The organism is Hyalangium ruber, from assembly GCF_034259325.1.
Classification (GTDB): domain Bacteria; phylum Myxococcota; class Myxococcia; order Myxococcales; family Myxococcaceae; genus Hyalangium_A; species Hyalangium_A rubrum.
Genome location: NZ_JAXIVS010000001.1, coordinates 517,115 through 540,607, shown reverse-complemented (window position 1 = coordinate 540,607; position 23,493 = coordinate 517,115). Strand labels below are relative to the sequence as shown.

Here is a 23,493-nt window from a genome sequence, read left to right as displayed (position 1 = left end):
GGGGCAGCGGTACTCGCGTTCCCAGCAACTTCAAGGGGTTTGCGCTGGCCGGGCGATTGCTAACACAAGTACGGACGGTGGAAGGGGTTGGATGGGAACTCTCGATTACTACACGGCGCTGGTTCGTCTCGCGCCTGCCGCTGTAGCAAAGAGCGCGGTGCGACGGGTTCAGGGCGCGGCTCGGCAGGCGCTCTATCGCCGCCGGTATCCTGTGGATGAGCTGCGGATCCTGCAGGCCTATGGTGCCGCCTCCGCCACGGAGCTGGCGAGCCGGTTCCTGGAGACGCGCCACACCGGCGCGTGGTGCGAGCCTCAGCAGCGTTCGTCCGTGCTCCAGGCGCTCGCGGCCATCCCTGGCGCGAAGGAAAGGGCGCTCGAGCGGGCACAGACGGCGCTCCGCCAGGAGTTCAATGTCTTCGGTACGTGCGTGGCCTTCGGTGAAGGCAAGCCGGTGGACTGGTCCTTGGATGTGTGGAGCGGCTACCGCTTCCCGCTGGAGCCGGTGGAGCAGCTGAAGCTGCAGCGGCACGGCTCGGATCCGAAGTACGCGTGGGAGCTCGGGCGGCTCGACAGCCTGGTGGCGCTCGCGCAGGGCTACTGGGTGGAGCAGGACGAGGCGGCGCGCTCGCGGTTCGCGCGGGCCTTCGTGCTGCAGGTGATCGACTTCCTCCAGGCCAACCCGACGGGCATGGGCGTGCATTGGACCTGCCCCATGGAGGTGGCGCTGCGTGCGGCCAACGTGGCGCAGGCGCTGGCCATGTTCGCCGAGGCGCCCGAGGTGCAGCGGCCCGAGTTCCTCGTGCCCGTGCTGAGCGCGCTCACCGAGCACACCGCGTGGGTGGAGGCGCACCTGGAGGACCGGGGCGCCGTTCCCAACAACCACCTCGTCTCCAACTTCGTGGGCCTGCTGGTGGTGGGCCTGCTCTTCCCGGAGCTGCCGAACGCGCCGAGCCAGGTGGCGCTCGCGGTGAACGGCCTGCGCGCGCAGATGGAGGCGCAGGTACACGCGGAGGGCACTTCCTTCGAGGGCTCCACGCCCTACCACCGGCTCTCGGTGGAGCTGTTCACCCTGGCCTATGTGGTGGGGCTCGGGGCGGGGACCTCCCTGGGCGACAGCTACACGGAGCGGCTGCGGCGGATGTACGGAGCCGCCCGCGCGTGGTGCTCGGAGCAGGGGCTGGCTCCTCAGGTGGGCGACAATGATTCGGGCCGCGTCTTCCCGCTTCGGGACAGGGCCGACCTGGACCATGGCTACCTGGCGCCGCTGGGTGCCGCGCTCTTCTCGGATGGGAGCCTGGCGGGGGGCGAGTTCCCGGACGAGGCAGCCTGGTTGCTCGGTCTGCCGGGGCTGGAGCGCTTCCAGGCGCTTCCTCCCGCACCTCCGCCGGTTTCGGTGTGCTTCCCCGAGGGAGGCTTCCACGTGCTGCGCGGCGCGGGGGCGGTCGTTACCGTCAGCGCGGGCCCTCAGGGGCAGGGCGGGGTAGGCGGACACAACCACAACGACAAGCTCTCCTTCGAGCTGCACCTGGGCGGCGTACCCGTCATCGTGGATCCCGGCACCGGCACGTACACGCGGGATCCGAACGTGCGCAACGCGTTCCGCGGCACCGCCCTGCACAACACGCTCCAGTTGGATGGCGTGGAGCAGGTACCCATCGTGCCGGAGCGCCTCTTCGCGCTGCCCGAGGCGGCGCGCGCGCGGGTGGAGGTGTTCCAGGCCGGGCCGGAGCTGGATCGACTCTCCGTGCGGCACGATGGCTACCGAAGCCTGCCGGCGCCCGTGGGCGTGGAGCGGACCTTCTACCTGGACAAGCGCGAGCGCGTGCTCTCGGTGACGGATCGGCTCGTGGGTACGGGGACGCATGACGTGGTGGGCCGGCTGCACCTGCCGGACACCCATGTGCGGATGCGGGCTCCCTCGCAAGAAGAGTTGCGGAGGGCCTTGCGCGTACCGGAGGCACCGCGCACCTTCGAACCGCTCGGAATGGAGCTGGGGCCGGCGGGTGCGGCCCGGGCGCTGGTGCTCTTCGCGGTGGGGTTGTCACCGCGGCTGGAGCCATCCCGGTACTCGCCAGGGTACGGGCGCGTGGAGCCGGCGATGGCAGTGGTTTACGGGGTGCAGCTGGTGCCCCCCGCGTGGCTGAGGTGGGTTGTCGTTTTCCTGTGAGTTCAAGGTGGTTGGGCTGGGGCTGACCGTGTGGCGCGGCGCCCCTCTGGGAGGGCAAGAAGATGCGAGTGATGGTGAGCCCGCTGGTCGAGATGATTCGCAAGCGGGAGGCGAAGGTGGGGGTGGTGGGGCTGGGCTACGTGGGACTGCCGCTGGGCATGGCGTTCGCGGAGGCCGGCTTCCCGGTGACGGGTCTCGACATCGACAAGCGCAAGATCGAGAAGATCGGCAAGGGGGAGAGCTACATCAAGCACATCCCCAGCGAGCCGCTGGCGAAGCTCAGCAACGAGGGCAAGCTCAAGGCGACGACGGACTTCGCCAAGGCCACGGAGATGGACTGCATCGTCATCTGCGTGCCCACGCCGCTGACGGCCTCGCGTGAGCCGGACATGACGTACATCATTCAGACGGGCGAGGCGCTGGCCCCGTACGTGCGGCGCAACCAGCTCTTCGTGCTGGAGTCCACCACGTACCCGGGCACCACCGAGGAGGTGCTCAAGCCGCTGCTGGAGAAGAACGGCCTGAAGGCGGGCGTGGACTTCCACCTGGCCTTCAGCCCCGAGCGCGAGGACCCGGGCAACAAGAGCTTCAACACGAAGACCATCCCGAAGATCGTCGGCGGCTTCACCCCGGCGTGCCTCGAGGTGGCGCAGGCGCTGTACTCCAGCGCGCTGAAGGAGACGGTGGCGGTGTCCTCCACGCGCGTGGCGGAGCTCTCCAAGCTGCTGGAGAACATCTTCCGCTGCGTGAACATCGCCATGGTCAACGAGATGAAGATGCTCTGCGACCGGATGAACATCGACGTCTGGGAGGTCATCCAGGCGGCGAGCACCAAGCCGTTCGGCTTCATGCCCTTCTTCCCCGGCCCCGGCCTGGGCGGGCACTGCATCCCGATCGACCCGTTCTACCTGACGTGGAAGGCGCGCGAGTACGAGTTCCACACCAAGTTCATCGAGCTGGCCGGCGAGGTGAACACGCAGATGCCGTACTACGTGGTGCAGCGCACCATGGAGGCGCTCAACAAGCACAAGAAGACGCTGAACGGCGCCAAGGTGCTGTGCCTCGGGGCGGCCTACAAGAAGGACATCGATGACATGCGCGAGAGCCCGAGCCTGCGCGTCATCTCGCTGCTCAATGAGAAGGGCGCCGAGGTCAGCTACCACGATCCGTACGTGCCCAAGCTGGAGAAGGGCCACGGCTTCCACTTCGAGATGAGCTCCGTGCCGCTGTCGCCGGAGACCATCGGCGAGTACGACGCGGTGCTGATCCTCACCGACCACTCCTCCATCGACTACGCGATGGTGGTGCAGAAGGCCCAGTGCGTCATCGACACGCGCAACGCCACGAAGATGGTTGGCCCGGGCCGTGAGAAGGTGACGAAGGCCTAGCCTTCCCGGCTGTCAGCCTCCCAGACGAGGGTCCTCGCCGCTCCCACGTGGGGCGGTGAGGACCTTCGATGCATTGCGGGGTGGTTTGGATACAGTGGGCGCGTGAGACTCCGACTCCTCCCCCTGTTGACCGCCTCCGCCGTCCTCCTGGCCGCCGCGCCGCCAGCCGACCCTCGCCAGTCGCTGCTCGAGGCCATGTCGGCGGAGATGACTCGCAACCAGCAGCAGCTCAAGCTCCAGGGCCATGACGCGCCGTACTTCATGAGCTACCAGCTCAAGGACTACGACCAGTCCGTCATCTCCGCCCGCTACGGCGCGCTCTTCCTCGACGACAATTACCGCAACCGCCAGCTCGCCGTGGATGTGCGCGTGGGCTCGTACGACTTCGACAGCTCGGTGCCCGAGGAGATGGACTTCCTGGTCTCCACCAAGGGCACCAGCTACTTCGCCCGGCCGGAGGGCCCCATCGATGACTCGTCGGTGGCGCTGCGCACCTCGCTGTGGCTGATGACGGACGAGAAGTACAAGTCGGCGCTCGTGCAGTTCCTCAAGAAGAAGGGCGAGGACGTCTACACGGTGGAGGACCCCAAGCGCCCGCCGTCCTTCTCGCGCGAGAAGCCGGGCACGCACGTGCAGCCGCCGGTGGCGTTCCCGTTCGACCGCGAGCGGTGGAAGCGCGTGGCGCGCGAGCTGTCGGCCCAGTTCAACGCCCACCCGGAGATCTTCGACTCGGACGTGCGAGTCACCGCCGACAAGATGGTGCGCGTCTTCGTCTCCACCGAGGGCAGCCGCATCGTGACGGAGGAGACGCTGTACGGGTTGCAGATCACCGCCGTGGCACGGGCGGAGGATGGGCAGTTGCTCGATGACGCGCGCATCTTCTACTCGCCCACCGAGGCGGGCCTGCCGAACGAGAAGGAGATGGCGGAGGCGGCGGGCAAGGTCATCTCGGAGCTGCTGGCGCTGCGCAAGGCGCCGGCGATCGATCCGTACACGGGCCCTGCCATCCTGGCGCCCGAGGCGGCGGGGGTGCTCTTCCACGAGACCATCGGGCACCGGCTCGAGGGACACCGGCAGGGGGATGATCGCGAGGGCAAGACGTTCCGCGGGCAGGAGAACAAGCAGATCCTGCCGCCCTTCATCTCCATGTACGACGATCCGACCCTGCGGGCGCTGAAGGGTGATCCGCTCAACGGCTACTACCTCTTCGATGAGGAGGGCGTGAAGGGGCAGAGGGTGACGCTGGTGGAGAAGGGCGTGCTCAAGAGCTATCTGCTGTCGCGCCAGCCGGTGGAGGGCTTCCTGCAGTCGAACGGACACGGGCGCAGCCAGGGCAACCGTCGGCCGGTGGCCCGCATGGCGAACCTGCTCGTGGAGTCCTCGAAGCAGGTGAGCGACGAGCAGCTCAAGAAGATGCTGATCGAGGAGGCGAAGCGGCAGGGCAAGCCCTACGGGCTCATCATCCGCGACATCACCGGGGGCAATACCAACACCTCGGGTTACGGCTACCAGGCCTTCAAGGGCGTGCCGCGCATGGTGTACCGGGTGGATGTGCGGGACGGGAAGGAGTCCCTGGTGCGCGGGGTGGAGATCGTCGGCACGCCGCTGTCCTCGATCAACCGCATCCTGGCCACGGGTGCCAAGCAGGGCATCTTCAACGGCTTCTGCGGCGCGGAGAGCGGCAACGTGCCGGTGTCCACCGTGTCGCCCGCCGTGCTGCTGCAGGAGATCGAGCTGCAGCGCACGATGGAGGGCAAGGACCGTCCGCCCCTGCTCACCAGCCCCTCGGCGGCCGCGGCTCAGCCGGAGGCGAAGAAGTAGAGAACATCGTCACGGGGGAGGCGGAGGCTGCGTGGGTTGTAGCAGTCGCCCCCCCTTGAAGCCCCGCAGGCGGACGTAGCGGCTGAAGTCCCGAAGGAAGAGCTCGGGCTGCAGCCCCACGATCGACGTGAAGGCCACCGGGAAGTCCGGGCCCTTGCTCATCTCCTGAAGGAGCGCGCGCACCCGGTCCTCACCGTACCGGTTCACCAGGAAGGTGAAGGCGTGGTGGGCCGCGCCATAGGCCACGGGCATCTGGTCGGCGTGCAGCTCTTCGGGCCGCAGTAGAGGCTCCCACGTGGGGTGCTCCGCCATGAGGCGGGCCAGCTGCTCCAGCGTGGGCCAGCGGTAGCCCTGGTTGGCCGTGAACGAGGCCATGCCCTCGCGGAACCACGCGGGGATCTTCTTCTGGCGCCACACCCCCTCGTCCGCCGCCTGTTGGTACATCAGGCTGTGCGTCAGCTCGTGGAGCAGCAGTTCATCCATGTCTCGCTGGCTGCCCGCCAGAGGGGTCCAGCTGCCCGGTGCCTGCACGTCCACGGCGTCGTAGCGCGACCAGGCCCTCAGCCAGCGCAGATCGGTGCGCCGCGCCGCCCGCTCCAGGGAGCGGTGATCCGGGTGGATTCGCACCGTGACGGGCTGCTGGAGCATGCCCCAGCGGGTGAGCAGGGGGCTCGCCCGCTCGATGGCCTCGCGGACCATGGCCGCGCTCTTCGTGTCCTGGGGTGGGTACTCCAGGCGGAAGGCGCCCACCGGCGTCTCCAGCGGCTGTTGCTCCTGGAACATCGCCACTCGGGGGAAGGTACACCCTGTCCCCAGCAGCAATGCGAGCATCGCGGCCCACGTCGCTCGCCTGTGGCTCCTGCCCACCGTCACGCGCACCTCACTCCACGTTCAGCCAGCGCAACACCGTGCGGCCCACGTCCGCCACGGTGGCCAGCGCCTCCACCTCCGGCGCCGGCGGGCCGAAGTAGAGCACGGGGACGGGGTTGAGGGTGTGGCTGCGCGTGGAGAGATCCTCCACGTTGCCGTGATCACTACAAATGAGCACTCGGGCCTCCGGCGGGCGTGTGGCCACCACAGCGCGGGCGAAGGCGTCGAATGTGTCCAGGGCCTCCAGGGCCAGCGGGAAGTCCCGCGCGTGGCCCGCCTCGTCCGCGAGGTAGTGCTCGAAGAAGGTGAAGTCCGCGCCCTCAGCCACCCGCCAGAAGACACGCGCGGCCTCCTCGGGCGTGCGCTGGGGCACCTCGAAGCCTCGGGCGCCCGCCTTCGCTCCGGTGATGTCATGCGTGAGGCCCTCTCCCGCGCGTGCGTCGTCCAGCGTGCGCAGCGGCACGCCTCCCGCAGCGAAGGCCAGGGTGGAGGCGGAGGGCTTCAGCCGCCGCAGCGCCGCTGGTGGCAGGACGAACTCGGGGGGCGTGGCGGAGGCGCGGCGGGGCAGCTTCAGCGCGTCCAGGTACGCCGTCGCGTAGCTGTTGGCGAAGGTCGCCGTGCGTCCGGCGGCCACCAATCGCTTGACCAGGGAGCGCTCGGCGAGCAGCGCGCGCAGGGGCGGGTTGGGGTAGCCCAGCACGTGGCCCTGGATGAGGACCGGGGCGGGGTCGCCGGTGAGGATGGCCGTCTGGTTGGAGGCCGACTGGGGGCGGCCCTCCACGCCGAAGGTGGTGTCTACAGGGGTGTAGCTCCCCCCTTCGGGCAAGGGGTTGCCCGGAGCGTCTCCGAAATGGGAGAGCAGGTGGGCCCTGCTGGCAAGTGGGTTCACCGCCGGGTCCTTCCGGCCTACACCCACACCATCGATGAAGAGGAGCGCGACGCGCACGGTCTCTGACTGTATCCTTGAATTTCGGGACCCCGTCACCATGGCCCTCCAAGGCGACCTCTTCAGTTATCCGCTTCCTGAACTCCTGCAGTGGCTGGACGGCTCCCGCAAGACGGGGACGTTGCAGCTCTCGTGGGAGGCAGGCGAGCGAAAGATCTTCGTTCTCTCCGGCCAGGTCATGGCGACCGCCAGCCGGGGGCTTCGCGAGCGCGTGGCCCGGCTGCTGGAGCTGGCCCGGCTGGCCAAGGGCAGCCGCGTGCTGGCGGCCTTCGATGAGACGCAGCGCACACCCGATGTGGAGCAGGCCTTCTCCACGCATGGGGTGGATGTGCGGTTGGTGCGAGAGATCGGTCGCGAGGAGCTGTTCAGCGCGATGATGGACCTGACCATCGCGGGCCGGGGCTCGTTCCACTGGACGGAGGACGCGGACCGCACCGGCGAGGACTGGGTGCCCTCGGACATGAGCATCCGCGAGCTGCTCTTCGAGTCCTTGCGCTGGGTGGACGAGCACGGGGACGTGGACCAGGCCCTGCCCATCGACGCCATGAGCGTGCGCGCCCTGGGGCCGCCGAGCGCGAGCCAGCCGCTGTTGCACCGGGCCATCCTCACGCTGTGCGCCACCCCGCAGAACCTGGGGCGGCTGCGGCTGTCCATGGGTGTGTCGCGCTCCTCGGTCACCCGGCGCGTCTTCGACCTGCTGCGCCTGAAGCTGGTGGAGGTGGAGGGCGCTCCGCAGGTGGAGGCCGATCCGGTGGCGGAGATGCTGGAGAAGGGCGCGGTGCTGGTGCGCGAGGGGCAGTACGACTCGGCGGGCATCATCTGCGCCTCGCTGCTGGCGAGTGACCCCGCGGACCGGCGGGTGCGCGAGTTCGCGCGCATGGTGCAGCGCGAGCACGTGGCGGCGCTCTACGGGGAGCTGCCTCCGGTGGCGGTGCCGGTGCCGGTCCACGACCCGGAGTCCATGTCGCTGCTCAAGCCCGAGGAGCGGCAGATCGCCGGGCTGGTCAACGGGAGCTGGGACGTGTCCACGCTCGTGCTGGCCGTGCCCGCGCGCGAGCTGGACACCCTGCGCACGCTGGCGAAGCTGGTGCGCATGGGCCTGGTGCAGCTCACCATGCCCCTGCGCTGAGGGGGCTACGCCGACTCGGGCAGCCCCACGGCGTTCAGCCGGGTGAAGACCTGCATCAGGAAGTAGAGCGCGAAGGCCGCGTCGTCCACCCGCAGGGCGTCCACCTTGTTGGAGAGCCCCTGCAGCCGGAGCAGATCCGCGCCGTCCACGCGCAGCAGGAAGCCCTGTTGCGCCAGCGAGCCCTCACCCGCGAAGGCCAGCGCCCGGCGCACCGCGTCCATGCAGGCCGTCACGCACGTGCCGTACTGCGCGCCCGCGAAGGCCGCCTCGGCGGCGCGCGCATGGTCGAACAACAGCCCCGGAGCCAGCGCCGTCGCGGGACCCAGCGCGCGCTGCCCGGAGGGAGCTTGCGCGGGCGTGGGCGGAGGCGTCGCCACCGCTGCATCCATCCGTGGCGCCATCGCCGTGGCGCCCGCCACCGCGGACTGCGGGTGCTGGCGCGGCGTCATCGCGGGCGGTTGGATCGCCGCCATCGTCTGCGAGGGCCGCATCGGCAGGTGCTGGCTCAGCTGCGCCTCCAGCCCGGCGCCTGGCGCCACCGGCGTCGGCGTGGGGCGAGGCGCGGGGACGATGCGCTTGGCCCGCAGATCCTTGATGACCAGCCGGGTGATGGCCTTGAGCGCGTCCAGCACGCCCCGGCCGCTGGTGGCCGCCGTCTCGAACTCGGGCACTCCGCGCGTGTTGATCGCAGCGCGGAGTTGCTCCACTGGCAGTACGTTCTCGATGTCCCGCTTGTTCCACTGGATCACCAGCGGGAAGCGGTCCAGGCGGATGCCCTGCTCGAGCAGGTTCTCCTCCAGGTTCTGGAAGGACTCGCGGTTGGAGTCCAACGCCTCCGGCTGCGAGTCCGCCACGAACACCACGCCGTCGGCCCCCTGCAGCACCAGCTTGCGCGTGGCGTTGTAGAAGACCTGCCCGGGCACGGTGTAGAGCGCCAGCCGCACGGAGCAGTCGTTCACCCGCTCCACCTTCACCGGCAGGAAGTCGAAGAAGAGCGTCCGATCTCCCTCGGTGGCGATGGACATCATCTCGCCGCGGTGCGCCGGTCGGACCGTCTCGTAGATCTTCCGGAGGGTCGTCGTCTTGCCCGACAACCCCGGTCCGTAAAAGACGATTTTGGCGGCCACTTCGCGGGCCAACAGGTTCACGCTGCTCACGGTGTAAGCTTACCTAGAACGACTCGGCGCCTTGCGCCAGTCGCCGACGGCACATTGGTGGGGGTCCCCACCAGGTGCTCGGCCGCCAGTAGGGCGAAACAGGCCGCCTCTTTGGCACCTTCCGGGAAACCTAGGGCGTCCAACGTTCTCACCGGCAGCGGGGCCAGCCGCGCCGAGAACCGCTCCATCAGCGTCGGGTTGCGGCTTCCACCTCCAGAGACGTACACCGCCTCCAAGGACCCGTACCGGGGCAGCACATAGGCCTCGTAGGCCCGGGCCGTGGCCTCCACCGTGAAGGCCAGCGCCGTGGTGATGAGGTCCTCGGGCTTGTTCCGGGGCTGCTCCCACAGCCATGTCACCAGCGCCTCGCCGAAGCCCTCGCGGCCGGCGCTGCGCGGCGGTGGCAGCGCGAAGAATGGGTGGGTGAGCAGCTCCGCCAGGATGGAGGGGATGACCGTGCCCTGCCGGGACAGTTGCCCGTCCAAGTCACACTGGAGCTGACCCTGGGTGATGCGGCGCGCCAACCCGTCCAGCACCATGTTCCCCGGCCCGGTGTCGAAGGCGAGGATGTCGTCCAGCCGGTCTCCCACCACGCTCACGTTGGCGATGCCGCCGATGTTCTGGAACGCCCGCACCGCCCCAGGCTTTCGGAACACCACCCAGTCGAAGTAGGGGACCAGCGGCGCGCCTTGCCCTCCCGCGGCCATGTCCCGTGTGCGGAAATCGCTCACCACGGGGATGCCCGTGCGCTCGGCGATGACGGAGGCCTCGCCGATCTGCAGCGTGGAGGGGGTGGCCGAGAGGCTCGAGGGCAGGTGCGCCACCGTCTGCCCATGCGAGCCGATGATGTCCACGTCTCCGGGGCGCAGGCCCGCGTGGGCGATGACCGCCAGGGCCGCCTCGGCGAAGCGCTCGCCCAGCTCGAAGTTGAGCTCGCACAAGGTGCGCGGGTCGCTGACGGAGAGGACGCGCTGGATGAAGTCTGGCGGGAAGGGGCGCGAGAGGTGGGCCACGAGCTTGAGCTGTGCCTGCGCGCCCGTCTCTTCGATTTGACAGAGCACCGCTTCGACCGCGTCCACGCTCGTTCCGGAGAGCAGCCCTACGCACAGGCGCGAGCGACTGGGATCAGCTTTGATGGGACGCCGGCTCATGCTCCGGAGTGTATGCGCTGTGTCTCACGCTCGCTGGGAACGTTTGCGCGAGGGGGCATTCCTTCGGGCCCCTGGCTTCCTGGCATTGACCAGGGTGCGCAGGGTCTGGGTCCTCAGCTTCCCGCGGACCTCCTTCGGCCCCAACCCCGTGAAGTGCATCGCGACCGCCACCTTCACCGAGCCCTCCGCCGCCTCCAGCAGCCGGCGCGCCTCGGGGGCGGGCAGCTCCGTCAGCTCCGCCACCATCCGCGCCGCGCGGGCCTGGAGCTTCGCGTTCGCAGGCCGCACGTCCACCATCCGCCCCCGGTACACCTTGCCCAGGGACACGAAGGCCGCCGTGGTCAGCGCGTTGAGGATCAGCTTGGTGGCCGTGCCCGCCTTCAAGCGGGTGGAGCCCGCCACCAGCTCGGGCCCCGTCGGCGCCAGGATCAGGATTTCCGCCCGCGCACGCTCTCCAGGCGGGTTGCAGCAGACGAGCACCGTCCGCGCCCCACGCTTCCGCGCCTCCTCCAACGCTCCGAGCACGTAGGGCGTGGACGCGCTGGCGGAGATGCCGCACACCACGTCCTTGGGCCCGGCCCGGAAGCGGCGCACCGCCTTGGCTCCGGCGGATTGATCATCCTCCGCGCCCTCCACGGCGCGGGTCAGCGCCCGGCGGCCTCCGGCGATGTGGGCTTGGACTCGAGAGGGTGGGGTGCCAAAGGTGGGGGGGCACTCGCTCGCGTCGAGCACTCCGAGTCGCCCACTGGTGCCGGCGCCCACGTAGAGCAGCCGGCCTCCGACCCGCAACGCATCCGCTACGGCCCGTGCCGCTTCCGCCAGGGAAGGCAGCGCGGTACGGACCGCTCGGACAGCCGCCAGGTCTTCTTGATGCAACCGACGGACGATCGCCTCGATGGAGAGGAGATCCAGATCATCCGCCAGGGGGTGAAGCCGCTCGGTGGGCGGGAGCGCGAGCGAGCTCGGACGCGACTTTCCCACCCTCGAGCGCCCGCGGCTAAGCGGCCTTCACCACCTTGCCCGCTTTGATGCAGCGGGTGCAGGCCAGAACGCGCTCCGTGCGGCCCTCGACGTTGGCCCGAACCTTCTGGAGGTTCGGCAGGGTCCGACGCTTGGTCTTGTTGTTCGCGTGGGAGACGTTGTTGCCCACCAGCGGCCTCTTCCCACAGATGTCACACTTCCACGCCATGACAGCTAACTCCTTGAAAACAGGGGCGATGTAGTCCTAGGCCCGAAAAGAGCGGCGGAACCTACCAGAAATCACCCGAAAATCCAGCCGATCCGCCGCTATCCCTTGAGGGGATTCTTCTTCTTGAGCATCTCCTGCACGAGCCGCGCGGCGCGCATCCCTGAAAGGAGCTCGCCCTCCAGCCCCAGGCCGGGCAGCACCTCGCGGCCGGCGAGGAGGATGTTCTTCGCCGGCGTGCGCTGCTTCAACCCCGTGATCCCCAGGAAGGCTTCCGCCTCGAAGGAGTAGAGCGGATGGGGCATCAGCCGGCTGCCGCGAACCTCCCCGGCGTCCAGGTAAGGGGCCGAGCGCAGCACCCGCTTCTGCTTGGTGAAGGGCATCAGCGCGTCGAGCTGCTCATCGATGCGGTGGGCCAGGGCCTGCATGTGCTCCTCGCCCAGCTCGCGCACGCTGGCGGGCACGAAGGCTCCGGCGCACACCACGCGCAGCGACTCGTCCTCCTTGCCACTGGGCGTGCGGGCCGGGTGTACCTGGACCATGAGCGGCTGCAGCTCCTTGTCTCCGGTCTCCACCAGGAGCAACTCGCCCATGCCTCGGGGCAGGGCTTCCACCGGCACCACCCAGTTCACCGCGAAGAGGATGGACTTGGTGGAGGAAGAGTCCAGTTGCTCCAGCAGGCCGCGGTGCCGCTTGCGGTCCTTGATCAGCCGCCGGATCGCCCCCGAGTCCGTGGCCGCCACCAGGCACGAGGCCCGGTAGAGCACGTCCGAGCGCAGGAGCTTCACTCCGGCGAAGCGGGGCCCATCAAAGGAGAGCTCCTCGACGATGTAGCTGTCGGAGTTCTCTCGGGTGAGCACGTCGCCGCCCAGCTCGGACAGGCGCCTGACGAGCAGCTCGCGCAGGCCATCGTTGCCGCCCGGGTAGCGTTGGGGCGCCTGGAGCGTCTGGGACAGGGGCCGGGTGAGCGCCAGCGGCGAGGAGGGCTCGTCCAGGAAGGTGAGGAAGGGCAGCAGCCCGCGCAGCAGCGCTCCGGGCGGGGTGTTGTTGGACAGCCGGGGGTGCGTCTCCAGGCCCGGGTGCTGGCCGATCTTCTTCTTCAGGCCCCACGTCTCGAAGAAGCCCTCGGGGGGCAGGTGCGGCTGCTCCTTGAAGAAGGCATCGCTCGCCTCGTGCTGGCTGGCGGTGGCGGTGAGCGCGGAGAAGAGGCCCTCGGCCGTCTCTCCGAACTCGCGCGTCAGCTCCCCCCGGCGGCGGGTGGGGTCGGTGTGCAGGTCCACCCGGTGGCGCGGGAGGATCAGCTGCAGCTCGGGGGTGTGGGGGCGCAGGGCGCGCTGCACCGTGGTGGTGATGCCCAGCTCGGTGAACGCCTCCTCCACCACGGGCATCGTCTTGAGGCCCGGGGCAATGGAGGGGACGTAGGGCAGCACGAAGCCGCCGTGCTCGTAGCCGGTGCCCGTGCCGTCGTGATCAATGAGCAGCACCCGGTGGCTGCGCTTGGCCAGGAGCGCGGCCGCGAGCGCCCCACCGACCTGGCTGCCCATGACGATCACGTCGTAGACGTGCCGGGAGGGACCGGAGGGAACCTGGAGTCTGGCTGCTTGCGTCGCCATGCGCCTCGCACACTACACAACGTCCCCGCTTCTGGCGTCTTTCTGATGAGGGGTGTCGGATAGGAGGAGGGCAGGTCGGAGCTGTCTCAGGCCCCCGCACTCGCGGCGAAGTCCAGCCTCCGCAGGCGATAGTACTGGGCGGGAAGCTGCTCGGGCCCTACGCGCCGCACGCCCGCGTCGGTCATCCCCAGGCGGTGGAGGCAGCGCAGGGAAGCGGTGTTGCCGAAGTCGGCCCCTGCCCAGAGTTCCCGCAGTCCCACCTGCTCGAAGGCGAAGCGGAGCACGGCCTGGGCCGCCTCGGTCGCCAGCCCCCGGCCCCAGAAGGCGGGCAGGAGGCCGTAGAGCAACTCGACGTCCTCGCCACCGTCGATGCAGCGGAGCCCGCAGAAGCCCATGAGCGCTCCCGGACGCTCGGCCAGGAAGAGACCGAACTCCCCGAAGCCCCGCTCTCGGAAGTCCTGCTCGCTCACGGTGACCTGCTCCCGGACGACCTCACGGGCGACGGGCTGATCATCCCAGAGGTAGCGGCGCACCTGCGGCTCGTTCCAGAGGTGGAAGAGCGCCTCTTCGTCACTCGTGTGGAAGGGACGGAGCAGAAGGCGAGCCGTGCGGAGTTCCAGCATGGGGGGATCCTCCGGAGGATGGAGTGGGCTCATTCTCGGTGTGACGTGGGGCTGCGTCGACGGAGGACGCAGCGCGCGTTCGAGCTGAACGAGGCGGGGGATGCCGCGAAGGACTGTGCGGCAACCAAGGCAGAGCTGTGCAAGGAGCAGCAGGACCTCGCGAATGCCGCCGTGAAGAAGGCGGCATCCCTGGGGATCAAGATCCCCGCTTCCGCGTGATGGACTCAGGGGCGCCCGGGGGCGTGAGGGCTTGCCCCGAAGAGCCGGGCCTCGAGGTCCGGAGGCAGTGAGGCGAAGTCCGGGGCCGTCCAGTGAGCGCCGGCCTCGCGCAGCACCTCGGCGGGTGTCGTTGAGGTGATGCCCACCGCGAACATGCCAGCCGCGCGCGCCGCGAGGATGCCGTTCACCGCGTCCTCGAAGACCACGCACATCGCGGGCTCCACCTCGAGTGAGCGCGCCGCCGCGAGGAAGATGTCCGGCGCGGGCTTGCCCCGGGTCACCTCCTCGGCGCCGACGACCCGCCGGAAGATCGAGCGGATGCCGAGCCCATCGAGCACCAGCGTGCGGTTGCCGCTAGGCGCGGCGGTGGCCACGGCGAGGCGGATCTCCGTCTCGCGGATCCGGCCCAGGAACGCCTCGGCCCCACGAATGAGCGCCAGATGCGGCTTGTAGAGCGCCCGGTAGTGGGTCTCCTTCTCCTCCGCCAGCTGGGCCAGCTCCTCCGCGGCCAAGGGGCGGCCGAGGAGGATCGGGAGGATCTCCTCGTTCTTCTTGCCGGCGAACTCGCGCTCGAACCGCTCGGCGGTGGCGTTGAGGCCCAGGCGCTGGGAGAGGGCGACCCACGCCTCGGAGTGGAAACGCATGTTGTCGACGAGAGTCCCGTCCATGTCGAAGATGGCGGCGAGCAGAGGAGAAGGCGCGGTCATGGCCCTGGCTTACCGCGTCTGGTTGCCGGATGGGACCGGGAAGTGCCCGGGAGGCTCCTCGCTCGCCTGGGTGCATGGCAAGGCAGCCGGTCCAGAGCCGCTGCCTTGGGCGTGCCTGTTCGGAAATGTCGGGGGTTTTGCGCCTCAAAAGTCCCGACATTTTCGAACAGCCGTTGCCTTACGGCGGGCTCAACTCCTCGTCACTAAGGATGATGAGCCCCTCGGCGTGGAGCAGGGCGGCGGTCACGCCTCGTCCCGCCACCACCTTGTCATCCACGTGGGTGCCCTGGCTGCCGCATGAAGGGCTGCGCTCCTTGAGCACCGCCACCGTTGCTCCGAAGCGTCGCGCCGCCTCCAGCGCCAGCTCCGCGCCGCGCCGGAACGCCTCCGTCCGGTCCTCGCCCGTACCGGCTACCACCGCACGCGCCCGGCCCGCCAGCACCGCCTCGCCCGTGCCGCCGCTGAGCACCACCGCCGGACGGGGGATGCCCAGCCCAGCCCCCGTCTCCGGGCATACGGGCACGACCTCCTTGCCCTCCAGCGCCTGCATCACCCGGCTCGAGCCCTTGGACTTGCCGTCGTACCGGCACGCCTCGCCCAGCAGACAGGCGCTCACCAGTACCACCCGGGCCTCGCGCAGGGCCGCCAGCCGTTCCTCTCGCGTCATTTGGGGGCTCCCGGGCTGCGGAGGCTCTGATCTCCCACTGCGGCTTGCGCGTCCACCCGCGTGCGCGTGCCCTCCAGCGTCACCTTGCCCGTCACCGCCAGCCGCACGGCCAACGGGTACAGCCGGTGCTCCTCCGCGAGGATCCGCGCGCTCAGGCTCGCCTCGGTGTCATCCGGCAGCACCGGCACCGCCGCCTGCGCGATGATCGGGCCCGTGTCCGTGCCCGCGTCCACGAAGTGGACCGTACACCCGGTGATCTTCACCCCGCGCTCCAGCGCCTGACGCTGTGCGTGCAGCCCCGGGAACGCCGGCAGCAGGGCAGGGTGGATGTTCAGCACCCGCCCCGGAAAGCCCGCCAGGAAGTCCGCGCTCAGCAGGCGCATGAAGCCCGCCAGGCACACCCACTCCACGCCCGAAGCGCGCAGCGTCTCTCCCAGCGCCCGCTCGAAGTCGGCCCGCGAGCCGAAGGCCTTGTGGTCCAGCGCCACCGCGCTTACGCCCGCCTTGCGCGCCCGCTCCAGCCCGAACGCAGTGGGCACGTTGGACACGACGCAGGCCACCTCCGCCGGGAAGTCCGCCTGCGCGCACGCATCCAGCAGCGCCTGCAGGTTGCTGCCACTGCCCGAGACGAGCACTCCCAGCCGGGCCCGTCGCGCCGCGCTCATGGCTCGATGACCGCCGTGGCCTCGCCCTGGCCCTGCTCCACGCGCCCCACCTCCGTGGCCTTCACGCCCCTCGCGTTCAGCGTGCTCAGCGCCTGCGCCACGTCCTCTTTCGCCACCACCGCGATGAGTCCCAGGCCCATGTTGAAGGTGGAGAACATCTCGTCGCGTGCCACTCCGCCCAGCCGGGCGATGAGCTCGAAGATGGGAGGCTTCGTCCACGTCTTCTCGCTCAGCACCGCGCGCGTCCCATCCGGCAGGCAGCGCGGCAGGTTGCCCGGAATCCCGCTGCCGGTGATGTGCGCCATGCCCTTCACCTTCACCGCCTTCATCAGCGCCTGCATGTCCCGCACGTAGATGCGCGTGGGCTCCAGCAGCGCGTCCGCCAGCGGCCGGTCCAGGCCCTCGGGTTTCTCCGTCAGCGACAGCTTCCGGTCATCCAGCAGCACCTTGCGCGCCAGCGAGTAGCCGTTGGAGTGCAGCCCCGAGGAGGGCAGGCCGATGAGCACATCCCCCGGGGCGATGGTCCGCCCATCGATGAGCTCCGAGCGCTCCACCACGCCCACGCAGAAGCCGGCCAGATCGTACTCGCCCCGCGAGTAGAAGCCCGGCATCTCCGCCGTCTCGCCGCCCAGCAGCGTACACCCGGCCTGCTCGCAGCCCAGGGCGATGCCCTTGACCACCTCGGAGGCCGCGTCCACCTCCAGCCGCGAGGTGGCGAAGTAGTCCAGGAAGAACAGGGGCTCGGCACCACAGGTGAGGATGTCGTTCACCGACATGGCCACCAGGTCCACGCCCACCGTGTCGTGCCGCCCCGCGAGGAAGGCCACCTTCAGCTTCGTGCCTACCCCGTCCGTCCCCGCCACCAGCACCGGCTCGCGGTACTTGCCCGGCGGCAGGGCGAACAGGCCGCCAAAGCCACCCACGCCGGCCACCACCTCCGGCCGGACCGTGCGCGCCGCGTAGGGCTTGATCCGCTCGACGAAGGCATCCCCCGCGTCGATGTCCACTCCCGCCTGCTTGTAGGTCGTCACGGGCGGCCTTCTACCGGCAAGCCCCCGCCCTTGTCTCGGCCCCCGAAGCGCGGGTGTCGCGTTTGCGGCTACCATGCCCTCCCCGCCGGATGAAAACGTTCCTTTCCCGCCATCGCTTCGAGGTGCTCGCCCTCGGGCTCGCCTCCCTGTTCTGCGCCTTGCATGCCTGGGTGGAGCGCTCGCCCTCCGTCGGTCTCCAGGTGGGCAGCGGCTCGGGGGACAATGTCATCCTCCGTAGCCTGCACATCTTCGAGGGACGCGCCACGGACCTGCAGTTCCGGATTCGAGGCGTGCGCCCGCCCCACCCGGACGTAGTGGTGGTGGCCGTGGACGAGAAGAGCGTCCAGGACTTTGGCCGCTGGCCGTGGCCGCGCCAGCACGTGGCCCGCGCCCTTGATCAGCTCCGCGAGGCCGGGGTGGGCGCTGTCGGCCTGGACATGACCTTCACTGATGAGGTGCGCGACGAGCGCGCCGATGCATTTGCGGATGCGCTGGAGACGCTCGACAGCGCGCTCGCGCAGACGTCCGAGCCGTCTCCCGCGCTCCTGGCGCTCCGAGAGGAGCTGAAGGGCCGCAGCGTGGACAGCGGAGACGCCGCGCTCGCCGCCGCTCTGGCGCGCACTCCCCAGGTCGTCCAGGGCGTCATCGTCTACCCCGACACGGACCTGGAGCAGTTCGCCCTCCAGGCCCAGGAGCGGGAGCCGATGCTCGCAGGCCACCTGGTGCGTCAGTTTCCCGGGAGCGTGCCGGGCTCCCTCCACGAGGTGGACCCTGACACGCTGCGCGTCTGGCGCGGCCACTCCATCCAGGTGCCGCTGCCGGCGTTCGTCCAGGCCGGCAAGCGCCTGGGCCACTTCAACTTCGCCCCGGACTTCGACGGCGCCGTGCGCCGCGTGCCGGTGTTCGCCCTCTTGGAGGGGCCGCGCGGGCTGCTGCCCATGCTGGAGCTCCAGACCGCGGCGGCCTACTTCGGCGCGGAGGTGCAGCCGGAGTACGACGCCGACCTGCGCCAGCTCACCGGCGCCCGTCTGCGCCGCCCGGACGGATCGCTGCTGCCCCTCTATGTGCCCGTGCCCATCAATGATCCGTTCATCCCCGTCAACTACCCGGGCCCGGCGAAGGTGTTCCCCACGCTGAGCCTGTCAGACGTGGTGGAGGGGCGCTTCGACCCGGCGGCGGTGCGAGGCAAGGCGGTGCTGGTGGGCGTGACGCTGGTGGGCAACTTCGACCAGCGCGTTACCCCCTTCAGCGAGCTGGAGCCCGGCGTCTACGTCCACGCCGCCTTCCTCTCCAACATCCTCTCCCAGGACTTCCTCACCCGGCCCCTCGCCGCGCTGCCGCTGGAGATGCTCTTCATGCTCGGCGCGGCCCTGCTGCTCGCCCGCCTGCTGCCCCGGGTCCGCTTCGCCTGGAAGCTGGGCGCCATGGTGTTGTTGGGCGCCGGCTGGCTCGCGGTGGATCAGCTCCTCTTCTCCCGAGGCATTCAGGTGGCCACGGTGCTGCCGCTGTTGAGCCTCGTCGCCTCGGTGTTCGGTGTCGTCTTCCTCGGCTACTTCTCCGTGGACGCGGAGAAGCAGCGGCTGCGCGAGACCTTCCAGCACTACCTGGACGCCAGCGTGATGGAGCAGGTGATCGAGCACCCCGAGAAGCTCAAGCTCGGCGGCGAGCGCAAGGAGCTCACCGTCCTCTTCTCCGACATCCGCGGCTTCACCACGCTCTCCGAGAGCCTGTCGCCCGAGCAGCTCGTCGGCTTCGTCAACGAGTACCTCACGCCGATGACCGACGTCGTCTTCGAGAACGGGGGCACGCTCGACAAGTACATCGGCGACGCCATCATGGCCTTTTGGGGCGCGCCGGTGGATCAGCCCGACCACGCGCTACGGGCCTGTAGCGCCGCCCTGGGCTTCCTGGAGCGCCTCGGAGAGATGCGCGGGCGCTGGCGCAAGGCCGGCCTGCCCGAGGTGGACATCGGCGTGGGCATCAACAGCGGGCCCATGAACGTGGGCCACATGGGCACCGCCAACCGCTTCAACTACACGGTGATGGGCGACGCGGTGAACCTGGGCTCCCGCCTGGAGGGCCTCAACAAGACGTATGACACCCGGATCATCATCTCCGCGGGCACCTACGCCCAGGTTCAGGGCCACGTCACCGCCCGCCGCCTGGGCGTGGTGCGCGTGGTGGGCAAAAGCGCAGTGACTGACATCTATGAGTTGCGCGCGCTGGGGCGGCCCACCGGCATCAACGCCCGGGCCATCCAGGTCTTCGAGGCGGGGGTGGCGCACTTCATCGGCCGGGACTTCACCGCCGCCGAGGCCTCCTTCCGCGAGGTGCTCACCCTCTGGCCCGAGGACGGCCCCAGCCTCCGCTACCTGGAGGAACTCAACACCCTGCGCTGGAAGCGCCCTGGCCCGGAATGGGATGGGGTGTTCACCGCGACCACGAAGTAGGCCCTCACCCTCGATATTTCGGCCCCGCGAAATTTGACCCGGGGGATGGGGGCTGCTTGACTCGGAATTCAGATGGGCGCCGAGGAAACCCTCTTTCAGCGTTTCGGCAAGGAGTTCCCCAAGGGCACGGTCCTCTTCCAGGAGGGCGAGCCTGGCAAGGACATGTTCGTCGTCCAGGCGGGCCGTATCTCCATTTCCAAGAAGGTCCGGGATGTGGAGAAGGTGCTCGCGGTGCTGGGGCCGGGCGAGTTCTTCGGGGAGATGGCCATCATCTCCAACAAGCCGCGCAATGCCACCGCCGCGGTCACCGAGGACGCCAAGCTCCTGGTCATCGACCCGAAGACGTTCGAGGCGATGATCCGCGGCAACTCCGAGATCGCCGTCCGGATGATCAAGAAGCTGGCCGAGCGGCTCTCCGAGGCGGACGCCCAGATCGAGAATCTGCTGCTGGCCGACCCCGCCAGCCGCGTGGTGCATCAGGTGCTCCAGTTCTGCCAGGCGCGCGGCCGGCCCATGGAAGAGGGCATCGAGGTGGACTTCCCCGTGCGCGAGCTGCCTCGGCAGATCGGCGTGGGAGAGCCCGCCATCCGCCACATGCTCGATCGGCTGGAGCGAGCCGGTCTCATCGAGCGCAGCGGTGACAGACTGACCGTGTATGACACGGCCCGGCTGCACGATTTCCTCCAGTACCTGGAGATGAAGTGGAAGTTCGGAGACCTCTAGTGTGAAGCTGCACGTCCTCGGCTGTCACGGCGGCGAGCTGCCCTCGTGTCGGACCACATGCTTCCTCGTGGATGACGTGCTCGCGCTCGACGCGGGCGCGCTCACGAGTACCCTCACGCTGGAGCAGCTCTGTAAGGTGGACGACATTCTCGTCGGCCACAGCCACTTCGACCACGTCAAGGACCTGCCCCTGCTGGCCGACCTGGTGATCGGCCGGCGTGACACGCCCGTCACCATTCACGCCTCGCGCGAGTGTGCCCGCTCCCTGCGCGAGTACATGTTCAACAACGCGCTGTGGCCGGACTTCACCCGCATTCCCACCAAGAAGGACCCGGTGCTGCGCATCAAGGCGTTCCGCGCCGGCAGCACCTTCCAGGTGGGCCGCTACACGGTGCAGTCGATCCCCGTCAGCCACCCGGTGGAGTCCTGCGCGTTCATCGTCTCCAACGGCCAGTCCTCCCTGGCCATGAGCGGTGACACGGGCCCCACGGAAAAGCTCTGGAAGGCGCTCAACCAGGCCAAGAACCTCAAGGCGCTGCTGCTGGAGACGAGCTTCCCGAACGCGTTGCAGCAGCTGGCGGACCTGTCTGGGCACCTTACGCCCCGCACGCTCCAGTCGGAGCTGACCAAGTTCGAGCGCAACGGCACGGATGTGCTGCTCTACCACCTCAAGCCGGCCTTCGTGAGCCAGCTCAAGCGCGAGCTGGCTGAACTGCCAGTGAACATCCTGGAGCTGGGCGACACCTTCGAGTTTTGAGGGTAGGGGTTGACGGCCGGGGCGAGCCGGACTAACCCCGCGCCCCCATGGCCTGGTTCTCCAAAAAGCCCCGTATTGCCACCCGTCAGGAGCCCGCCGAGGAGCAGCCTTCTCGCATGCAGGGCCTGTGGGCCAAGTGCGAGAGCTGTGACGAGATCATCTACCGGCAGGAGCTCGAGAAGAACTTGATGGTGTGTCCGCACTGCGACCACCACCTCCCGTGGACGGCGCGCTCGCGCCTCGCGGGCCTGCTGGATCCCGACAGCTTCGAGGAGTTCGACAAGGAGCTGGAGCCGTTGGATCCGCTCGGGTTCTCCGACTCGAAGAAGTACAAGGACCGGCTGAAGTCCACGCGCAAGAACCTGGGCGAGAACGACGCCTTCATCTCCGGTGTGGGCCGGATTGAAGGCCACCAGGTGTCGGTGGGCTGCTTCGTGTTCGAGTTCATGGGCGGCTCCATGGGCTCGGTGGTGGGCGAGAAGGTGACGCGCGTGTTCGAGCGCGCCTACGAGCTGAAGTGCTCGGCCCTGCTGTTCTCGGCCTCGGGCGGCGCCCGCATGCAGGAGGGCATCTTCTCCCTCATGCAGATGGCCAAGACGTCGGCGGCCATCGCCCGCTTCCGCACCGGCAACAAGCCCTACATCTCCGTCATGCTGCACCCCACCACGGGTGGCGTGGCGGCCTCGTTCGCGTGGCTGGGCGACATCATCCTCGCCGAGCCCAAGGCGCTCATCGGCTTCGCGGGCCCGCGCGTGATTGAACAGACCATTCGCCAGAAGCTGCCAGAGGGCTTCCAGCGCTCCGAGTTCCTCCTGGATCACGGGATGATCGACGCCATCGTCCCGCGCAAGGATCTGCGCGCGAAGCTGGGGCAGGTGCTGGGGCTGGTGGGCTAGCGCTCGGGCCATGGCGCCTCCGCGCACGCCGCAAGAGGCGCTGGCCTTCCTCGCTGGGCTGAACCCCTCCGGCATCAAGCTGGGGCTGGAGCGGGTACACGCGACCTTGGAGGCCCTGGGCCACCCGGAGCGCCGCTACCGGGTGCTCCACGTGGCGGGCACCAACGGCAAGGGCAGCACCTGCGCCTTCGCCGCCTCCGCCTTGCGCGCCGCCGGGCACAAGGTGGGCCTCTACACCTCGCCGCACCTGGAGCGCGTCAACGAGCGCTTCCAGGTGGATGGCGCCGACATCTCCGATGAGGTGCTGGGGTGCCGCATCCTCGAGGTGCTGGAGCGCTGCCCGGACGCAGCCTCCGCCTCCGGGATGCTCACGTACTTCGAGTTCGGCACCGTGGTGGCGCTCTGGCACTTCGCCCAGGAGGCCGTGGACGTGGCCGTGCTGGAGACGGGGCTCGGCGGGCGCCTGGACGCCACCAACGCCACCCAGCCGCTCGTTACCGCCATCACCCCCATCTCCTTCGATCATATGGAGTACCTGGGGCACACCCTGGGGGCCATCGCCGGAGAGAAGGCGGGCATCCTCAAGCCGGGCGTGCCGGTGGTGGTCAGCCGCCAGGAGCCGGAGGCCCTCGACGCCATCTCCCGCGTGGCGGGGCAGGTGGGGGCGCCTCTGTTGCTGGAGGGGCGGGACTTCCATGTGGAGCCTGATCCCGAGGGCGGGTTCGTCTACCGAGGGCCGGAGCGGACCTTGAGGGGCCTGTCCCTCTCGCTGCGCGGACCCCACCAGACGCAGAACGCGGCGGTGGCGCTCGCCGTTCTCGGACAGCTCGACCAACGAGGCATGGCCGTGCCTCCCGAGGCCGCCATCTCGGGGTTGGCCACCGCGCGCTGGCCCGGGCGCATGGAGCAACTGGGCGAGCGGCCAGCCGTGCTGCTCGACGGAGCCCACAATCCTGGCGGCGTGGCCGTGCTGCTCGCCTCCCTGGACGCCCTGTACCCGGGCCGCCGCATCCACGCCGTCTTTGGCGTGGTGGCCGACAAGGACCGCGCGCCGATGATGCGCGCGCTCTTCCCGCGCTGTGCCTCCGTCCACCTCACGCCTCTGGACACTCCGCGCTCCCTGGCCCCCGAGCGCTACCTCGCGGAGGCGCGTGCTCTGTGTGCGGATGCACGTGCGTATGCCACCTTGGACGAGGCCCTGGCAGGCGCAAGGGCTACAGCGGGAGCGGAAGACGTCCTTTTGTGTACGGGCTCCCTGTTCCTGGTGGGAGCGGCCCGCGCCCGATTGTCACGAAACCTTGGCGCATTGCAGCAGCAGCCGTAAATT

22 protein-coding genes are annotated in these 23,493 nt (G+C 69.3%); 10 read left to right on the top strand and 12 right to left on the bottom strand.

From position 1 onward, the window contains the following. Nucleotides 1-91 precede the first annotated feature (91 nt). From SYV04_RS02235 to SYV04_RS02225, 3 genes are all read left to right on the top strand, one after another. A complete protein-coding gene (locus SYV04_RS02235; RefSeq protein ID WP_321543895.1) occupies nucleotides 92-2,167 on the top strand; it encodes an alginate lyase family protein in 2,076 nt (691 codons plus the stop codon). 62 nt (nucleotides 2,168-2,229) lie between these two features. Continuing rightward, on the top strand, nucleotides 2,230-3,555 hold the full coding sequence (locus tag SYV04_RS02230; RefSeq protein ID WP_321543894.1) for a nucleotide sugar dehydrogenase: 1,326 nt from the start codon (nucleotides 2,230-2,232) through the stop codon (nucleotides 3,553-3,555). Nucleotides 3,556-3,657: 102 nt separating this feature from the next. Continuing rightward, nucleotides 3,658-5,376 (top strand): TldD/PmbA family protein, encoded by a 1,719-nt coding sequence (locus SYV04_RS02225; protein ID WP_321543893.1) that lies wholly within the window; start codon nucleotides 3,658-3,660, stop codon nucleotides 5,374-5,376. A gap of 9 nt (nucleotides 5,377-5,385) precedes the next feature. Here SYV04_RS02225 and SYV04_RS02220 read toward each other — a convergent pair whose 3' ends face one another. Both SYV04_RS02220 and SYV04_RS02215 read right to left on the bottom strand, forming a co-directional pair. Continuing rightward, nucleotides 5,386-6,207, bottom strand: a complete 822-nt coding sequence (locus SYV04_RS02220; protein WP_321543892.1) for a hypothetical protein — start codon at nucleotides 6,205-6,207, stop codon at nucleotides 5,386-5,388. A 49-nt stretch (nucleotides 6,208-6,256) separates the two neighbouring features. After that, nucleotides 6,257-7,192 carry an alkaline phosphatase family protein gene (locus SYV04_RS02215; protein WP_321543891.1) on the bottom strand — a complete coding sequence of 312 codons (936 nt, stop codon included), beginning with the start codon at nucleotides 7,190-7,192 and terminating at the stop codon, nucleotides 6,257-6,259. A gap of 40 nt (nucleotides 7,193-7,232) precedes the next feature. Here SYV04_RS02215 and SYV04_RS02210 point away from each other — a divergent pair, with 40 nt between their 5' ends. Further along, nucleotides 7,233-8,321: a DUF4388 domain-containing protein gene (locus SYV04_RS02210; protein ID WP_321543890.1), complete on the top strand. Its 1,089-nt coding sequence runs from the start codon at nucleotides 7,233-7,235 to the stop codon at nucleotides 8,319-8,321. Nucleotides 8,322-8,326: 5 nt separating this feature from the next. On the opposite strand, the gene SYV04_RS02205 is transcribed toward SYV04_RS02210, so the two are convergent. From SYV04_RS02205 to SYV04_RS02180, 6 genes are all read right to left on the bottom strand, one after another. Then, entirely contained in the window at nucleotides 8,327-9,478 is a 1,152-nt protein-coding gene (locus SYV04_RS02205; protein WP_321543889.1) for a GTP-binding protein, read from the bottom strand. After that, nucleotides 9,475-10,629 carry an anhydro-N-acetylmuramic acid kinase gene (locus SYV04_RS02200; RefSeq protein WP_321543888.1) on the bottom strand — a complete coding sequence of 385 codons (1,155 nt, stop codon included), beginning with the start codon at nucleotides 10,627-10,629 and terminating at the stop codon, nucleotides 9,475-9,477. Before SYV04_RS02200 ends, SYV04_RS02205 begins: the two co-directional genes overlap by 4 nt. 24 nt (nucleotides 10,630-10,653) lie before the next feature. After that, complete coding sequence (gene murQ / locus SYV04_RS02195; protein ID WP_321543887.1) at nucleotides 10,654-11,610, bottom strand: N-acetylmuramic acid 6-phosphate etherase; 957 nt, start codon at nucleotides 11,608-11,610, stop codon at nucleotides 10,654-10,656. A 16-nt stretch (nucleotides 11,611-11,626) separates the two neighbouring features. Beyond that, nucleotides 11,627-11,818 (bottom strand): 50S ribosomal protein L28, encoded by a 192-nt coding sequence (rpmB, locus tag SYV04_RS02190; protein ID WP_321543886.1) that lies wholly within the window; start codon nucleotides 11,816-11,818, stop codon nucleotides 11,627-11,629. 98 nt (nucleotides 11,819-11,916) lie between these two features. Next, nucleotides 11,917-13,428, bottom strand: a complete 1,512-nt coding sequence (locus SYV04_RS02185; protein ID WP_321543885.1) for an NAD(P)-binding protein — start codon at nucleotides 13,426-13,428, stop codon at nucleotides 11,917-11,919. Between the two features lie 86 nt (nucleotides 13,429-13,514). Next, complete coding sequence (locus SYV04_RS02180) at nucleotides 13,515-14,051, bottom strand: GNAT family N-acetyltransferase (RefSeq protein WP_321543884.1); 537 nt, start codon at nucleotides 14,049-14,051, stop codon at nucleotides 13,515-13,517. An 18-nt stretch (nucleotides 14,052-14,069) separates the two neighbouring features. On the opposite strand from SYV04_RS02180, the gene SYV04_RS02175 reads away from it, so the two are divergent. Then, nucleotides 14,070-14,270 carry a hypothetical protein gene (locus SYV04_RS02175; protein ID WP_321543883.1) on the top strand — a complete coding sequence of 67 codons (201 nt, stop codon included), beginning with the start codon at nucleotides 14,070-14,072 and terminating at the stop codon, nucleotides 14,268-14,270. 5 nt (nucleotides 14,271-14,275) lie between these two features. On the opposite strand, the gene SYV04_RS02170 is transcribed toward SYV04_RS02175, so the two are convergent. The 4 genes from SYV04_RS02170 to purM all read right to left on the bottom strand — a co-directional run bounded on the left by SYV04_RS02170 (nucleotide 14,276) and on the right by purM (nucleotide 17,340). Further along, nucleotides 14,276-14,977 carry an HAD family hydrolase gene (locus tag SYV04_RS02170; protein ID WP_321543882.1) on the bottom strand — a complete coding sequence of 234 codons (702 nt, stop codon included), beginning with the start codon at nucleotides 14,975-14,977 and terminating at the stop codon, nucleotides 14,276-14,278. Between the two features lie 178 nt (nucleotides 14,978-15,155). Next, nucleotides 15,156-15,644 (bottom strand): 2-thiouracil desulfurase family protein, encoded by a 489-nt coding sequence (locus SYV04_RS02165; RefSeq protein ID WP_321543881.1) that lies wholly within the window; start codon nucleotides 15,642-15,644, stop codon nucleotides 15,156-15,158. Beyond that, on the bottom strand, nucleotides 15,641-16,309 hold the full coding sequence (gene purN / locus SYV04_RS02160) for a phosphoribosylglycinamide formyltransferase (protein ID WP_321543880.1): 669 nt from the start codon (nucleotides 16,307-16,309) through the stop codon (nucleotides 15,641-15,643). Before purN ends, SYV04_RS02165 begins: the two co-directional genes overlap by 4 nt. After that, nucleotides 16,306-17,340, bottom strand: a complete 1,035-nt coding sequence (gene purM / locus SYV04_RS02155; RefSeq protein ID WP_321543879.1) for a phosphoribosylformylglycinamidine cyclo-ligase — start codon at nucleotides 17,338-17,340, stop codon at nucleotides 16,306-16,308. Before purM ends, purN begins: the two co-directional genes overlap by 4 nt. An 89-nt stretch (nucleotides 17,341-17,429) precedes the next feature. Between purM and SYV04_RS02150 the strand changes: the two genes are divergently transcribed. From SYV04_RS02150 to SYV04_RS02130, 5 genes are all read left to right on the top strand, one after another. Then, nucleotides 17,430-19,790 (top strand): CHASE2 domain-containing protein, encoded by a 2,361-nt coding sequence (locus SYV04_RS02150; protein ID WP_321543878.1) that lies wholly within the window; start codon nucleotides 17,430-17,432, stop codon nucleotides 19,788-19,790. A 72-nt stretch (nucleotides 19,791-19,862) separates the two neighbouring features. Then, nucleotides 19,863-20,513, top strand: a complete 651-nt coding sequence (locus tag SYV04_RS02145; protein ID WP_321543877.1) for a Crp/Fnr family transcriptional regulator — start codon at nucleotides 19,863-19,865, stop codon at nucleotides 20,511-20,513. 1 nt (nucleotide 20,514) lies between these two features. Next, nucleotides 20,515-21,270 (top strand): 3',5'-cyclic-nucleotide phosphodiesterase, encoded by a 756-nt coding sequence (locus SYV04_RS02140; RefSeq protein ID WP_321543876.1) that lies wholly within the window; start codon nucleotides 20,515-20,517, stop codon nucleotides 21,268-21,270. 47 nt (nucleotides 21,271-21,317) lie between these two features. Beyond that, a complete protein-coding gene (gene accD, locus SYV04_RS02135) occupies nucleotides 21,318-22,166 on the top strand; it encodes an acetyl-CoA carboxylase, carboxyltransferase subunit beta (protein ID WP_321543875.1) in 849 nt (282 codons plus the stop codon). Between the two features lie 10 nt (nucleotides 22,167-22,176). Continuing rightward, nucleotides 22,177-23,490 (top strand): bifunctional folylpolyglutamate synthase/dihydrofolate synthase, encoded by a 1,314-nt coding sequence (locus SYV04_RS02130; protein ID WP_321543874.1) that lies wholly within the window; start codon nucleotides 22,177-22,179, stop codon nucleotides 23,488-23,490. Nucleotides 23,491-23,493 lie beyond the last annotated feature (3 nt).